11 protein-coding genes and 1 pseudogene are annotated in these 13,232 nt (G+C 67.9%); 6 read left to right on the top strand and 6 right to left on the bottom strand.

The features are described from left to right. Positions 1-99: 99 nt before the first annotated feature. The 3 genes from MRBLMG1_RS36490 to MRBLMG1_RS36480 all read right to left on the bottom strand — a co-directional run bounded on the left by MRBLMG1_RS36490 (position 100) and on the right by MRBLMG1_RS36480 (position 5,656). Complete coding sequence (locus MRBLMG1_RS36490) at positions 100-1,497, bottom strand: hypothetical protein (RefSeq protein ID WP_367828457.1); 1,398 nt, start codon at positions 1,495-1,497, stop codon at positions 100-102. Then, entirely contained in the window at positions 1,490-4,975 is a 3,486-nt protein-coding gene (locus MRBLMG1_RS36485; protein WP_367828456.1) for an AAA domain-containing protein, read from the bottom strand. The genes MRBLMG1_RS36490 and MRBLMG1_RS36485 overlap by 8 nt, the downstream gene beginning before the upstream one ends. Before the next feature lie 345 nt (positions 4,976-5,320). Further along, positions 5,321-5,656, bottom strand: coding sequence for a DUF4240 domain-containing protein (locus MRBLMG1_RS36480; protein WP_367828455.1), 336 nt, complete (start codon positions 5,654-5,656; stop codon positions 5,321-5,323). A gap of 57 nt (positions 5,657-5,713) precedes the next feature. Between MRBLMG1_RS36480 and MRBLMG1_RS36475 the strand changes: the two genes are divergently transcribed. Further along, positions 5,714-5,974 carry a hypothetical protein gene (locus tag MRBLMG1_RS36475; RefSeq protein ID WP_367828454.1) on the top strand — a complete coding sequence of 87 codons (261 nt, stop codon included), beginning with the start codon at positions 5,714-5,716 and terminating at the stop codon, positions 5,972-5,974. Between the two features lie 23 nt (positions 5,975-5,997). Next, the gene (locus MRBLMG1_RS36470) at positions 5,998-6,339 is read left to right on the top strand and encodes a hypothetical protein (protein ID WP_367828453.1); all 342 of its coding nucleotides are present in this window, start codon (positions 5,998-6,000) and stop codon (positions 6,337-6,339) included. A 98-nt stretch (positions 6,340-6,437) separates the two neighbouring features. On the opposite strand, the gene MRBLMG1_RS36465 is transcribed toward MRBLMG1_RS36470, so the two are convergent. Together MRBLMG1_RS36465 and MRBLMG1_RS36460 are read right to left on the bottom strand one after the other, a co-directional pair. Then, complete coding sequence (locus MRBLMG1_RS36465) at positions 6,438-6,815, bottom strand: hypothetical protein (RefSeq protein WP_367828452.1); 378 nt, start codon at positions 6,813-6,815, stop codon at positions 6,438-6,440. 67 nt (positions 6,816-6,882) lie between these two features. Beyond that, positions 6,883-7,074 carry a hypothetical protein gene (locus tag MRBLMG1_RS36460; protein WP_367828451.1) on the bottom strand — a complete coding sequence of 64 codons (192 nt, stop codon included), beginning with the start codon at positions 7,072-7,074 and terminating at the stop codon, positions 6,883-6,885. Here MRBLMG1_RS36460 and MRBLMG1_RS37500 point away from each other — a divergent pair. Both MRBLMG1_RS37500 and MRBLMG1_RS36455 read left to right on the top strand, forming a co-directional pair. Then, positions 6,979-7,263, top strand: a pseudogene (locus tag MRBLMG1_RS37500) (IS701 family transposase); the annotation flags it as partial. The gene MRBLMG1_RS36460 and the pseudogene MRBLMG1_RS37500 sit on opposite strands and share 96 nt — an antisense overlap. 223 nt (positions 7,264-7,486) lie before the next feature. After that, entirely contained in the window at positions 7,487-8,620 is a 1,134-nt protein-coding gene (locus MRBLMG1_RS36455; protein ID WP_367828450.1) for a tyrosine-type recombinase/integrase, read from the top strand. Here MRBLMG1_RS36455 and MRBLMG1_RS36450 read toward each other — a convergent pair. After that, positions 8,568-9,965 carry a peptidase C39 family protein gene (locus tag MRBLMG1_RS36450; protein ID WP_367828449.1) on the bottom strand — a complete coding sequence of 466 codons (1,398 nt, stop codon included), beginning with the start codon at positions 9,963-9,965 and terminating at the stop codon, positions 8,568-8,570. The genes MRBLMG1_RS36455 and MRBLMG1_RS36450 overlap by 53 nt on opposite strands. Before the next feature lie 300 nt (positions 9,966-10,265). Here MRBLMG1_RS36450 and MRBLMG1_RS36445 point away from each other — a divergent pair, with 300 nt between their 5' ends. Together MRBLMG1_RS36445 and MRBLMG1_RS36440 are read left to right on the top strand one after the other, a co-directional pair. Further along, entirely contained in the window at positions 10,266-10,895 is a 630-nt protein-coding gene (locus tag MRBLMG1_RS36445; protein ID WP_367828448.1) for a uridine kinase family protein, read from the top strand. 330 nt (positions 10,896-11,225) lie between these two features. Continuing rightward, positions 11,226-13,145, top strand: a complete 1,920-nt coding sequence (locus MRBLMG1_RS36440; protein WP_367828577.1) for an AAA family ATPase — start codon at positions 11,226-11,228, stop codon at positions 13,143-13,145. The last annotated feature ends 87 nt before the right edge of the window (positions 13,146-13,232 follow it).

Raw genomic sequence — 13,232 nt, 5'->3', positions numbered from 1 at the left:
GCGGCCTCAGCGTCGTTCCCTGCCTTCGGCTGCCTGGGCTGCTCGTCGCCGCACTGACAACTACCGGTTGCGGCCTACATCACCGAGCACTCCGGCCACCTATTGGCGTTGCTGTCCGATCAGGTCGAGATAACGCTGGTATTTGGCGTCCGCGTGCTTCTTGTCATGAATGAGGCTCCCCTCCTCCATGCGGTAGCTGCGGTTGCGGTCGCCCTTGAAGGAAAGCCAGTTGAAGCTTGTGGTCACCCAGACGTCGTCGAAGACCAGGACCTTGGCGTGGGTGCTCCGGAGACGTGAGAACGCGAACTTGTCGGGATAGCGCGCGGCAAGGTTCTCGAGCCGCCGGATGGCAATGGGATCCGACTTGGTGTCGTTCTCCTCATAGCCGTAGGCAATGTCCACCCGGACCCCGCTGCGGAGACGGTTCTCGAGCTTGCTCAGGAACTCGGTGGTGATGATCGCCTGCTTGATCCACGGCGAGATGACCAGGATCCTGTTCTGGGCGTGGGTGAGTGCCTCGTCGAGGACGTCGGGGTGCTCGAACACGCCGATCGCCCGGATCTCCGGCTCCGCCGGCGCGGGCTCGGAGACAGCGGCGGACAGCGGGCTCGACGAACTGAGCTGCGCTGCGGCTCGCTCGGCGCGTCGCTGGGTGACCTCACTGAGCGGGACACGGACCTGCTCGAGATCGGGCTCGAGGATCGGCCGCTCCGGCGCGGGCTCCACGGTGATGCCGAGCGCCTTCGCTCCGCCGGCCGTGATCAGTGCGAGCTCGTGCGCGTGACTGAGCTCGCCATCGACGACGACGCCCAGTTCGATGTCGGTGCGATCGGGGTTCGAGTAGACGAGGATCTTAGCCGGGATCACCCGACGGGCCCTGGTCTGCGTGATGCCTCTGACCTGGAGCACTTCACGGTCGTTGTTGCCGCGTTCCCGGAGTAGAGCGTTGATGTCTGCAGCCGAGATGTCGCCTGGCTCGACCGGTCCGCTCTTGGCGGCGGGCAGGAGGATCATGTCCTGATCCTCGGCCTGACCGCGGGGTATGACGGTGTGTCGGTCGTAGGGCCTGGCCTTCCAAAGCAGCTGGTCGTAGACGAGCGGTTGCTCGACGCGTACAGGAGTGATCGCGGCCAGTTCGCGGGCGGTCTGCTCTCCCCGTCCGGTCAGGCGCAGGTTCCGGTCGGCCGGGTCTGCCCCTGCGAGGGGCCGGGCATACGTGAGGTAGTCGTCCGAGAAGTGCTGGGCCACGGTCTGGGTGACCATGCGCTCGGGCACGCCTAGGAGGCCGGAGATGGCCTGCTCGGTGGTGACCTTGTTGTTGACCAGGCGCAGGACGAACTCGTCGAGCAGTGGCAGCCGCTTCCGGTCCTGCGCGAGAACATCGGCGGTAACGAGAGCCACAGGCAGAGCGGCGTCGACAACGGCGACGAGCTCCAGGCCGGAGCGGGCGTCGTCGAAACGGACCGCGAGGAGGCTGTCGGGGCTGAAGTCAGGCATCGCGGATCTCGCACTCCTCGGGGTGGTGACGCATGTAGTCAAGTACGTCGCGCAGGGCACCGGGCGTGCTGCGACAGAAGGCCGCGTCGCCGACGACGGTGAGGCCGAAGCGGGCACGGGAGAGAGCCACGTTGATGCGCCTCCAGTACGGCTGGCCGAGGAAGCCGAACTCCGAACGGGTGTTACTCCGGGTGATTGAGAAGACCGCGAGGTCGCATTCGCGACCCTGAACGGCGTCGACAGAGAGCACTTCGACGGTGAGGTACTTGAGCTTGGCGTAGGTCAGCTGGCGGTCCAACTCTTCGACCTGACGGCCGTACGGGGCGATGAGCAGAACGTCGAGCTTCCGGTCGTCCGGAACCTTGATGACGTTCTTGCCGATGGCCTGATCTATGACCTCCAGACGGCGCACGGCCAGTTGGGCTTCGACGCGGTTGGAGATGCTGGTCTGTGTCGCGCTGCGCTCAGACTCACGACGGCCGGGAAGTTTCGACGTATCGAGCCAGGTGACGGGCTTGCCGACGATCTCGTAACCGGGCAACGCGTGGTCGTTCAGGGAGAGGAGCTCGTCGCGGTAGAAGCAGTTGGAGATCAGCTTCCCGATGGCCGGGGTCATGCGGTACTGCTCGCGCAGCATGTGTCGGACCGGGAACTCGGTGTTGCGGACGAGATACTCAAAGAGCGTGGTGGTGACCAGCTCGGGGACGAGCTGGTGGTCGGCCATGATCTTGGGGTCGCGCAGCAGGTCCTCGTCGACCGGAGGCAGCTGTGCGGTGTCTCCCACCAATACCCAGCGCTTGGCCCTGGCGAGAGGGACGAGCGCTTCGGTGGCGGTGGCCTTGGACGCCTCGTCGAAGATGCACAGGTCGAATTCCAGGTCACGGGCGGCGGGGTGACCGAGGAAGCCCAGCGCGGTGCCGGCGACGACCGGACAGGTGCGCAGGAACGCGGTGATCAGGTTCTGGTCGGTTCCGATGCGCTGCAACCACTCGCCCTGGAGGCGGAGCAGCCGCATGAGTTCCTGGCCGGCGGAGCCCGGAGCATCCATGAGTAGCAGCTCGACCGCGTCGCGGGCCTCGGCGGCGCTCAGTTCCTCGCGGAGGGTGATCTCGCCAGCGAGCAAGGGCTGGACGGCGGTGAAGAGCTCACGGCGCTGCTCGACGAGCTGGTCACGACGGTCCCGGGCCGAGACCAGCTCCTCGCCGAGCTCGCGGGCGGACGTGGTGCGGTCCGGTGCCGGCCGGTCCGTGAGCTCGTCCAGCGTCCGGGTGACGTGGGCGAGGTCGGCCGCGACGGAGGCCAGCTCCTCCAGCATGAGCGCGGCCTTGAGGCGCCGGCCATTCAGGTTCTTATGGGCGGCGATCTCGTCGAGGTAGCGCTCGGCCCGGGTGCGGACCTGCTGGGTCCACCGCTTCACCTGCTTGTCGAGGAGAAGCGGCTGCACATTCGCGGCGACGCGCGGGTCATCGGGGCGGCCGAGGCGCACCAGCCCGCCGATGCCGGCGTCTTCGATGCGCTTCAACGCGTTGTCGATGGCGATGTGGGTCTGGCTGACGATCAGGATGCGGGCATGCGGGTCGCGCTTGAGAGCCTGCTCGACGATCTCCGCGATGACGGTCGTCTTGCCCGTTCCTGGAGGGCCTTCGACCAGCAGCATGTCCTGGCTTCCAAGCGCGTGGGCGACGACCTCGCGCTTGCTCTTGTCGAGATCGGTGCGGGACCAGTGGGTGATCTCCGCCGGCGGCCGGACCGTGATGACCGCAGGTTTCTCGATGATCTCGCGCAGGGCCGGGTTCGTCGTCTGACCCGCCGCGACGTTGGTCAGGGCGTCGCGCTGCCGGTTCAGGGCGTTCTGGCTGGGGCCGAGGTACGGCAGGAGGACACCCCTGCCGGGAAGGACGGTGTCAGGGCGCCGGAAGCGGACGGTGAGGGTGTCATCGGTCTGAGCGGTGACCTCGCCACGGTCGAGAGGCCGGGTGTAGGAATTGGTGGCCACGGACCATTCCTCACCGACCAGGGTGGCAGTGGTGGGCATGGCCAGGCGGAAGACCCGGTTGCGCCCGCTCCCCGTGACGCGCTCGTACTCGAGGTTCTGCCGGCCGCCGGCCGCGACCTCCTCGCGAGCCTCGAGCAGCCGGCGCCAGCCTCCGAAGAGATCACCCAGGTGCTGATCCTTGTCGGCCCGGGCTGCTTCCTCACGTCGGACCAGATGCTCGTCCAGTCGCTCGAGAAGGAAGGTTAGGCCGTCGTAGGCGGGGTCCTCGCCGGGGTCGTCGAAGGTCCAGGTGAGGACCGGGCCGATCGGCGCCGACCGCTCACGCCGCTTGGCCATCCACTCCTCGCCCCTGGCGTCGGCCGCGAGGATCACACACCGATCGCTCTGGTTCTCGTCCTCGACGAGCCGGAGGAACCAGGAGCGCCCGAAGACCCGCAGGGTGCCCTGGTCGATCTCGTCCGTCTTCGGATTGTGTCCGTAGTCAGCGTGGACGGTACCGGCCAGGTCTGCGAGGACCTCGGACTTCGCCACGTCCCAGTCCGGCTCCGTACCAGCGGGAACGTTACTCAGGGTTTCGGCCGCACGGCGGGTCAGTTTGAGCCATACGAAGTTGCTGCGGCGGGCCTGCTGGTCGTGGGAGACCCGCTCGGCCTCGAGCAGGCGCTGTTCGAGCACGGTCGCGTTCGCGGGACGCTTCCTGGGGTCGAAGTCGATACAGGACCGCAGGATCGAGCGGACCTCCGTGTCGAGATCAAGCTCTGCGAGAACCTCCGCGAGATCGGGATAGTCCCGCGCCTTGCCGCCGGAGAGGACCTGGATGGCGAGGACACCATATCCGTAGACGTCCCGGACGTAGGGGATTGTGTCTTCCTGCTCGGGCGGGGCGTAGAGGTTGGAGCGGAACTCCGCCACCGTTGCGTCGGTGAGGACGGAAGCCTTGGACCAAATCTTGGCGATGCCGAAGTCGGCCAGTTTGGGCGTGCCATCCTCGGTGAGCAGGACGTTTCCGGGCTTGATGTCCCGGTGCTCGATCCGCAGCGCGTGCGCGTGGGCCAGAGCGGCCGCGAGCGGCTTGCCGGTACGGGTGAAGAACGACGTCCAACCGACTGGCCTGCCGTCGGTCATGTCGTCCTTGAGGCTGCGGTCGACCCATTCCAGCGCAATGAAGTACCGGCCGAGGTCGGGGTCCCAGCCGGAGTCAAGCATTCGCACGATGTTCGGGTGGTGCAGAGCCTTGAGCGAGTCGGTCTCGCGCGACAGGAACGTCTTGATGGCTTGGTCGTCGCGCTGCTTGAGCAGCTTCACGGCCGCGTAGTCCCCAGCCGCACCACTGGTGTCCACCGCCTTGCGGACCTCAGACAGCCCCCCGGCTCGCGGATCCTGGGGCAGCAGCAGGAAACGATGGTTGATCAACTGCTGTGCCCCCACGCACCACTCCTCGCTCAGCACCGCAAACGGTGCGTCCCGCTCCAGACGAACCATCCTGCCAGTTCTTTCCGTCTCCAGGGCTGGAGTTGAGCGGAGAGGTGGTGGTCTCTCTGAGGACTCGCTACGGCACTTCTACAGCCAACCAAGTCATATTGGGCCCGAACTCATCAGGCTCGTACGGGGCACGGCCGCAGACACAGTAGCTACGGGCTGAGCGACTGTGCCGCTGCAGGAGGGGAGCCGAGGTTTCTGTCGGTGGTGTCGTGGATGATCGGGCAAGCACCCGTGCGCTGGTTCTCTGCGCCAGGAAAGCTCCTGCGGTTGGACGGGCAGGGTGACCCCAGCTGGCTGCACGTTCCGGGAAGGACAGCCGCCGACCTGGAGTCGATTCCGGCGCCGTCACGGCACCAGGCGCTGGACCTCCGGGGTGTCGGCCAGGGCATCGGGGTTTGCCACCGCTTGGGAGAACGATTTCCGGCCGAGACTCACGATCCACAGACCGAAGTAGCAGAACCCGTCGTCCGAACACCAGCCGCCGAAGATCCGGTCCGCGGCTGCCCACAGGTCCCAGGTGAACGCTTCGTGCGTCACCTCGTCCAAGCGCACCTGGAACTGCACGACCTCTGCCGGCGACCTTCGCAACAGTTCGCCACGCAGCCACGCGAGCCGTTCGTCCTGTCCCCGCGCCTGCCGCCGGCATTCTTCGATGAGCGCCCAGAATGAATCGATGTCCACGGCGGCACTGTGCCAGGCGCCTCTGACAACACCTGGTCCACGGACTATGTTCGAGCGGTGGAGAATCCGGAGATCATCATCAAGCTCACCCCGGATGAGGCGCTGGTCCTGTCGGACTGGCTGGAGCAGGTGCAGATGACCGACCTCAGCCATCTCGTCGACGATGCTGCGGTCTGGGCGCCCCTTCACCGTATTGCCGGAACACTCGACAAGTCGCTGCCCGGGATCTTTGCGACGGACTACGCCGAACGTCTGGACGCGGCCCGCCGCAGGCTTCGCCCCGCTCCGGACGACGACACCGATGATCACGAGGGGTAAGACACATGAGACCCCTCGCGGAGATGACCGAGCGCGAGTACTTCGCCAGCGTCGACCAACGTCCCGGCATGTTCGTCGGCAAGCCCTCCTTCCACATGCTGACCGCGTTCCTGACTGGCTATGACCAGCATGCGATGCGGCACGGTGGTCACGGGCTCACCGGCTGGCACGACTGGCTCGTCGCCCGTCGGGGACGTGACTGCAGCCACGCCTGGCCTGGCCAAGTCCTCCACATCACCTTCCCGGACGGCTGGGACGACATCTGGAACCTTCCACCTGACGACGAGCAGCGTGCGATCAAAGCCCTGTTCGAGCTCCTCGACGAGTTCGCGGCCGAGCGCGAAGCAGCGCAGCACGCAGACTGATCAGATTGGCTGAGGCACCGGGCCGCACCGCCTCTCAGTCAAGATGATCGACCGCCGGTCACAGCCTCAACGTGGTTCACCTTCAATGAAGCGGGACATCATCGCCCGGCTCTGCGCCCGGGCTTGGGGCACGCCTTAGGTGCAGTCTCAAACCAGTTCAGGATCCCTCGGGCGTCCGTGATCACGTTCGTGGACCTCCCGTTCTGTCCGTCGTCGTCCTGGTACTCGTAGTCCTGGCGGATGCCGACGTCGTCGGTGAACGTGTCGGTGAACGTCTCACTACGTGTGTATTTCCCGTCGGAGCTCCAGCAGGGACGGTTCCTGGTGCGGGTGAACGTGCGCCCCTTGTAGGTCTCGTCGTACTCGTCGAGAAAATCGCTCAGGAACGTCGCCTGGTCGTCCGTCAGACGCGTGCTGGAGACGTCCAGATACTCGCCGATGTAATCGCGGAGCCGCTTCTTCTCGTGTCGATCCACGTGTCCCTCCCTGTTCCCGTCCGGTGGCCCGGAGGGCTCTCCAGAACGATGTTGATCATGCCGGGCTCTAGGTCAGGTAGAGCTCGAGCTGGGTGACATTCTCCAAGATCTCGGGGAAGAGCGTCAGCGGTTCGCGGTAGCGGACACTGACGCTCTTCCAGGCGAGCACCAGGTCCGCCGCTTCACCTTGTGGTCGCGCTGGGCCGCCCTGGCCACGCTCGCCCACGCCTTCCTCGTGGTCGTCCGTGCCGACGAGCACACCCGCCGTTCCGCCCCGGTCGGGCTGATCCCACTCACCTGGAACGAGATCCAGCGCCTACTCACGACACCCGTAGTCCTGGCCCATGTGTGATGCGGCCCTTCGGCTCGGCTGGTCGGCTTGGCGACGCCGTCATCAAACCGTGTGCAAGCCAGCCGTTACCGCCGACAAAGTCACGACCGGACATGAAGATCACGATCTACGGCTGGAGTACTTGGCGAACCTGTCCGGACGGCCTTTGAGCGCGGTGCGCCGTCACGTCGGCACGATCGCGGTCTTACGGCCCTTGGAAACGTAGGTCGTCGAATCTTCCTGTGCCCAGGGATTTGGCGCGGCCGGAAACATCGACTACAACACCACCCACACCGAAAAGCACGGCCACCGGCCGTGTGAGTAGAGATGGGTGAACAGGTTGGCTCAAATCATCGACAACGGTTCTGCCGTGTCCGGCAAGCGGTGGACCGTCCGCTACAGGGAGCCGGGCGGACGCACCGGGCGTCAGCGGGAGAAGTCGTTCTCTCGGAAGAAGGACGCGGTCGACTTCGCCACCAAGATGGAAGGCGACAAGCGCGAGAACATCTACGTCGACCCCGACGCCGGCAAGGTGTCGCTCCGCCGGTACGCGGACGACTGGCTCGCCAAGAAGACCGCTTCCGCCGGCACCCTCGAGTCGTACGAGCGCATCGTCCGCCTCCACGTGGTCCCCCACCTGGGGAGCAAGATGATCTCGCAGGTCACCGCGGCGGACATCGAGGGCCTGTATGCACGTTGGCGCCGGGACGGGGCGGCCCTCAACACCATCGAGTCCCGGCACATAGCCCTCTCGGCGCTGTTCTCCCACGCTGTGCGCCACAGGCGGATTCCCGTGAATCCCGTGACGCAGGCCGAGAAGCTGGATAACCCTGTCATTCCTGTCGACGACAGGAAACTTCCCACCTTCGACGAGATAACCGCCATCGCCAAGGAGATCGGACCTCGCCTGGCTCCGGCGGTATGGCTCATGACGTGTTGCGGACTTCGTATAGGCGAATCCCTGGGAGTCTTCCCGGAAGACATGCGCGACGGCACCCTGCGAATCCGTCGGCAGGTGATTCGCTACAAAGACGCCACCGGAAAGTACACACCGAAATACGCCCCGCTGAAGCATCGGAAAGAAGGCGAGTGGCGCGACATACCCGTACCTGCTTCCCTTGAGCCGTTCATCGACCGACTTCCGATCCGCAATGCAAGTGGCGGAATGCCGTATCCCGATCTTCTGCGCAAGTCGTGGGACCGCGCCATCAGGCGGCTCGAGCTTCCTGCATACAACCCGCACGACTTGCGGCATAAATGGACCACCGTGGCCCTGACCAACGGGGTGTCCATTCACGAGGTGTCTCGCTGGCTCGGACATCGTTCGATCAAGGTCACGGTGGACCGGTACGGCCACCTCACGCAGGACGGCCAGGAGCGCTGCCGTCAGGTCGTCGAGACGGCCGTCGGGCCGCACATGCTCACACCAGGCCGAGTGCCTGCAGTGCGCGGTGCTGACTTGGTGCTGACTTGACCGGCCAGAAGATGTAGCAGACACCCCCCGTACCGCCTCTGACCTTGCCGTTTGCGTCATAACGCTTGGTGCGCAGCCAGATGTTCTCCCATTCGCGGCGTGGGTAGACGCGGCGGACGGCGGGGTTGGTGGGGGAGGCGGGGTCGTTGGCGATGATGTCGCCGTCGGGGGTGAAGCCGATGACGGTCATGAGGTGGCCGGAGGTGCCGTAGCCGGCGCCGGTGAGTTCTTCCTTGCGGAAGGACTGGGACGTTATGGCGGGGATGCCGGCGCGGATGAGGGATTCGAGCTCGGTGAGGGAGCGGAGCCGGGTGACGACGGCGTTCATGTCGGGGTAGGTGGCGGCGTAGGCGGCGTTGAAGGGCCAGTTGCCGCAGCCCTGGTACTGGTGGTCGTAGGTGAAGCGGGCGGCGTGGCAGACCTGGGGGTCGGCGAAGGCGGGATCGACCCAGGCGAGGTCGTCGGCGGAGGGGCGGCGGCCCCAGTACTCGACGATCATCTGGGAGGAGGTGGGGCTGCACCACGCCTCGCCGCCGTTGTCGTACTCGGGGTACTGGCCGACGTGGGTGTTCTGCGAGTAGCGCGGCACGATCAGCTCGTGGGAGAGGCCGGGCGTGGAGGCCGGGACGGTGAAGCGGTCGGGGACGTCCGAGGCCATGGCGCCGACGCGCCACACCGTGGGGGTGAGGTCGCTGTCCGGGGTGCGGTACAGCGTCAGGCGGAGGCGGTAGGAGAGCAGGCGGAGGCCGCTCGCCGTGTCGTCGATCGCGAACGTGTCCGTCCACACGGTGCTCTTGCCGTCGGTCTGGTCGTCGACCGAGGTGCGCCGGATGTCGTCGTCACCGGACGCCCAGCGGCCCAGGACGTACCAGGGGGTCGCCGTCCCGTCGGAATAGGCGCCCGACAGTTCGACCTGGAGCCAGGTGCCGGGTGGCGTGTGGGCGTTCCAGGAGGCGATGACCTCGGTGGCGGGCACCGTCGGGGTGTGCACCGGGGAGGTCCAGGTCGCGTACTCCCACGTGGCGGTCCGGCCGGTGTGCGGGTCCGTGTGGTCGACGCGCCCGGCGGGGGTGACGAGGACCAGGCCGGGGCGGTGGCCGGCGACCGCCTTCGTGCCGGCCGCGGAGCCGCACCGCCAGTCCGTGTACGAGGACCAGAAGCGGTTGTCGACGAGCCCCTGCGCCGGGGCGTGGCCGCGATCGGCCGTGTCGGCCTGCGTCGTGTCGGGGCAGTCGGCCGCGGAGCAGTCGGGCACGGCGGCGGCGGGTGCGGCGGCCGCGGCCGTTCCCGCGGCGGCCGCGAGAGCCGCGGCGAGGACGGTTCTGCGCGGGGTGGAACTGGTCATGGGCGGTGACCCCCAGTCGAGAACGGTGGGCGTACGGACCTGCGGGCGGGGCGGAGGGAGCGGGCGCACTATCGGTAGCCGGGTGAGGGAGCGGGGTGCGCTATCGGTCGGCGGGGTGAGGACGTGGGGGCGTCCGCCGGTCGTTGGGTGTACGGACGTGTCGCGCGGGCCCACTATCGCGGCTCGCGTGGGCCGTCCGCCAGCACTTCGGCTCGCGTCGCCGTACCAATATTGGTCTCGACCACTGACGGTGGAACCTCCCTGACCTGCGGAGGTCGTCGGCTCGCCTACGCTGGGGCCATGAACGACCTCGCTCGCGCGGCTGACGCGCTACTCCGGCTGCCGCCGTCCTGCGGGCCGGTCAGGCTGGTCGCGGTCGACGGCCACGCGGGATCGGGGAAGTCCACGCTCGCGGGCCGTCTCGCCGCCGCGCTGGGCGGAGCGCCCGTCCTGCACCTGGACGACCTGGCCACGCACGAGGAGCTGTTCGCGTGGACGGGCCGGCTGCGGGAGCAGGTGCTGGGGCCCCTGTCGCGGGGGGAGACGGCCGTCTACCACCGGTACGACTGGGGGTCGCGGCGCTTCGGGGAGGCGGTGGAGCTGCCGGTGGCACCGGTGGTGCTCGTGGAGGGGGTCGGGGCGGGGCGGCGTGCGGTGCGGCCGTTCCTGGCGTGGCTGCTGTGGATGGAGCGGGGCGCGGAGGAGTCGTGGGAGCGGGGTCGCCGTCGGGACGGTGCGGAGCAGGCCGCGTTCTGGGACCTCTGGACCGTGGCGGAGACTCGCCATTTCACGGAAGACCCTTCGCGGGCCGCCGCGGACACCTTGGTACGGGAGTGCGCGGAGGGGTACGACTGGCTCCCCGGGCCCGCTGTGACAGCGGTCGCGGACCAGATCATCACACACCGTGACGGCTTCATGTCCGTGAACTGAGCGTCCGGAAGTCCGCTTCCGCAAGTGCCTCAACTCCGCTTGACCCAAGGGGCGTACTGGTCTTACGTTCTGAATGTGCGGCTTTTCGGAGCCGCCGCGGACACGAAGCCCCCGGTTGTTCCCCCGTGATCGGGGGCTTCGTTCTGCCCTCAGAGGCCTCTCAAGGCCCCTCCGAGGCCATTCCGAGGGCGCTTCGCGACCCCTGATGCTCACCCAGGGTCACGACTTCCGGATCATGCGCTTCTCCTTAAGCACACCCCCCTTGCGCAGGTACGATGCCCGCAGGTGCGGTCAAATCCCGTCCATGCGATGACGGTTGTGGGGGACCCGATGGACATCGGCACGCAGGGCGCGCAGGCCCCGGCCGAGCTCGCCTGGCTGCGCGGAGTCGACGCCTACACGATGGGCGCCTATCCGCAGGCGGAGGACGAGTTCCGGACGGCGGTACGGATCGATCCCGGGATGGCGGACGCCTGGCTCGGGCTGCACGCGCTCAGGGTCGACACCACGACCGCGCTGCTGCGCATGTACCGCAACCGCGAGCGCTTCGGCGAGCAGCGGTCCCGGTACCGGCGCACCCTGAACTCCTGGTACTGGCTGGGCTGGTGGGTGCAGCCCGTCCTGGAGAGCCCGCGCGACCTGCTGCTCGCGCACGCCTCCCACTGGCTCGACGGACGGCACGTGCCGGAGCTGGACCGGGCCCTCGCGGGGCTCCCGCCGGTCGACACCGACCCGCAGGTCCGCTTCCTGCACGCCTGCCGCGCCTATCTCGTGAAGGACTGGGACCAGCTCGTCCGACACACCGAGACCCTCGTCGACGACCCGCTGCTCGGCATCGAGGCCGGGCTCTTCGGCGGGATGGCCCGGGTGCGCCTGGAGATGTACAGCCAGGCCGAACCGCTGCTCTCCGCCTCTCTGATGCGCTGCCGCAGCGAACAGCCGCAGCGCAAGGAGCTGCGCTACTGGCTGGCCAGGGCCCACGAGGGCACCGGGCGCAGTGCCGCCGCGCTGCCGCTCTACCGGGCCGTGCACAGGATCGACCCGGCGTTCATGGACACGGCGGCACGGCTCGCGGCGATCGCGGAGTACGACGGGTTCGAAGGCTACGACGGCGTGGACGACCCGGCCGGTCTCGCGACGGTCGCCCTCGGCACCCTCGGCGGGGGCCTCGGCCAGGACGCCGTGGACACCGTGCCGGGCGCCGAGCCCGACCCCGGCGGCCTCGGCGACGGGCTGCGGCTCGCCCCCGAACCCGTACCTCCGGTCGCGCCGGTCACCCCGCCGGAGACCGTACGGCAGAAGGCCCCGGTCCCCCACCAGCCGGTGCCGCCGCGTTTTCCGGCCGGCCCCACCGATCCGGTACTGCTCGCGGAGGCGCTCGCCGAGCTGGAGGGCATGGTCGGCCTCGAACCGGTGAAGCGCCAGGTCAAGGCGCTCTCGGCGCAGCTGGAGATGGCGCGGCTGCGCGCCGGGCAGGGGCTTCCGGTCCAGCCGCCGAAGCGGCACTTCGTCTTCTCCGGCCCCTCGGGCACCGGCAAGACGACCGTCGCCCGGATCCTCGGCCGGGTCTTCTACGCCCTCGGACTGCTCGGCGGCGACCACCTCGTGGAGGCCCAACGGGCCGATCTGGTCGGCGAGTTCCTGGGGCAGACGGCGGTCAAGGCCAACGAGCTGATCGACTCGGCCGTCGGCGGCGTGCTCTTCGTGGACGAGGCCTACGCCCTCTCCAACACCGGCTACAGCAAGGGCGACGCCTACGGCGACGAGGCCCTCCAGGTGCTCCTGAAGCGGGCCGAGGACAACCGCGACCACCTGGTGGTGATCCTGGCCGGCTACCCCGAGGGCATGGACCGGCTGCTCAACACCAACCCCGGGCTCTCCTCCCGCTTCACCACCCGGGTCGACTTCCCCTCGTACCGGCCCCTGGAGCTCACCGCCATCGGCGAGGTGCTCGCCGCCGCCGACGGCGACGGCTGGGACGAGGAGGCCCTGGACGAGCTGCGCTCCATCAGCGGGCACGTCGTCGAACAGGGCTGGATCGACGAACTCGGCAACGGCCGCTTCCTGCGCACCCTGTACGAGAAGTCCTGCGCCTACCGCGACCTGCGGCTCTCCGGGTACGCGGGCACCCTGACGCGGGAGGACCTCGCCACCCTCCGGCTACCCGACCTCATGCAGGCGTACGGCGAGGTCCTGTCGGGCCGCGGTCCGGTGGACCGCGGCCCGCAGCAGGAACCGCCCGGCTACTAGGAGGCCTTGTCGATCGGAACCGGTGAGCCCGGCCCGATCGAGGCCTTGCCGATCGGATCGGTCAGCCCGGCATGATCGAGGCCTCAT

It is taken from the genome of Streptomyces sp. LMG1-1-1.1 (assembly GCF_040815545.1).
In the GTDB taxonomy this organism is placed as follows: domain Bacteria; phylum Actinomycetota; class Actinomycetes; order Streptomycetales; family Streptomycetaceae; genus Streptomyces.
Note: the sequence above shows the minus strand (reverse complement) of the source record. Positions and strands in the feature narration are given on the sequence as shown.

Coding starts and splice junctions, on each gene's coding strand:
- MRBLMG1_RS36450 (WP_367828449.1), bottom strand. CDS start 9,965: ATGACCAGTTCCACCCCGCGCAGAACCGTCCTCGCCGCGGCTCTCGCG.
- MRBLMG1_RS36470 (WP_367828453.1), top strand. CDS start 5,998: ATGACCGAGCGCGAGTACTTCGCCAGCGTCGACCAACGTCCCGGCATG.
- MRBLMG1_RS36445 (WP_367828448.1), top strand. CDS start 10,266: ATGAACGACCTCGCTCGCGCGGCTGACGCGCTACTCCGGCTGCCGCCG.
- MRBLMG1_RS36490 (WP_367828457.1), bottom strand. CDS start 1,497: ATGCCTGACTTCAGCCCCGACAGCCTCCTCGCGGTCCGTTTCGACGAC.
- MRBLMG1_RS36440 (WP_367828577.1), top strand. CDS start 11,226: ATGGACATCGGCACGCAGGGCGCGCAGGCCCCGGCCGAGCTCGCCTGG.
- MRBLMG1_RS36485 (WP_367828456.1), bottom strand. CDS start 4,975: ATGGTTCGTCTGGAGCGGGACGCACCGTTTGCGGTGCTGAGCGAGGAG.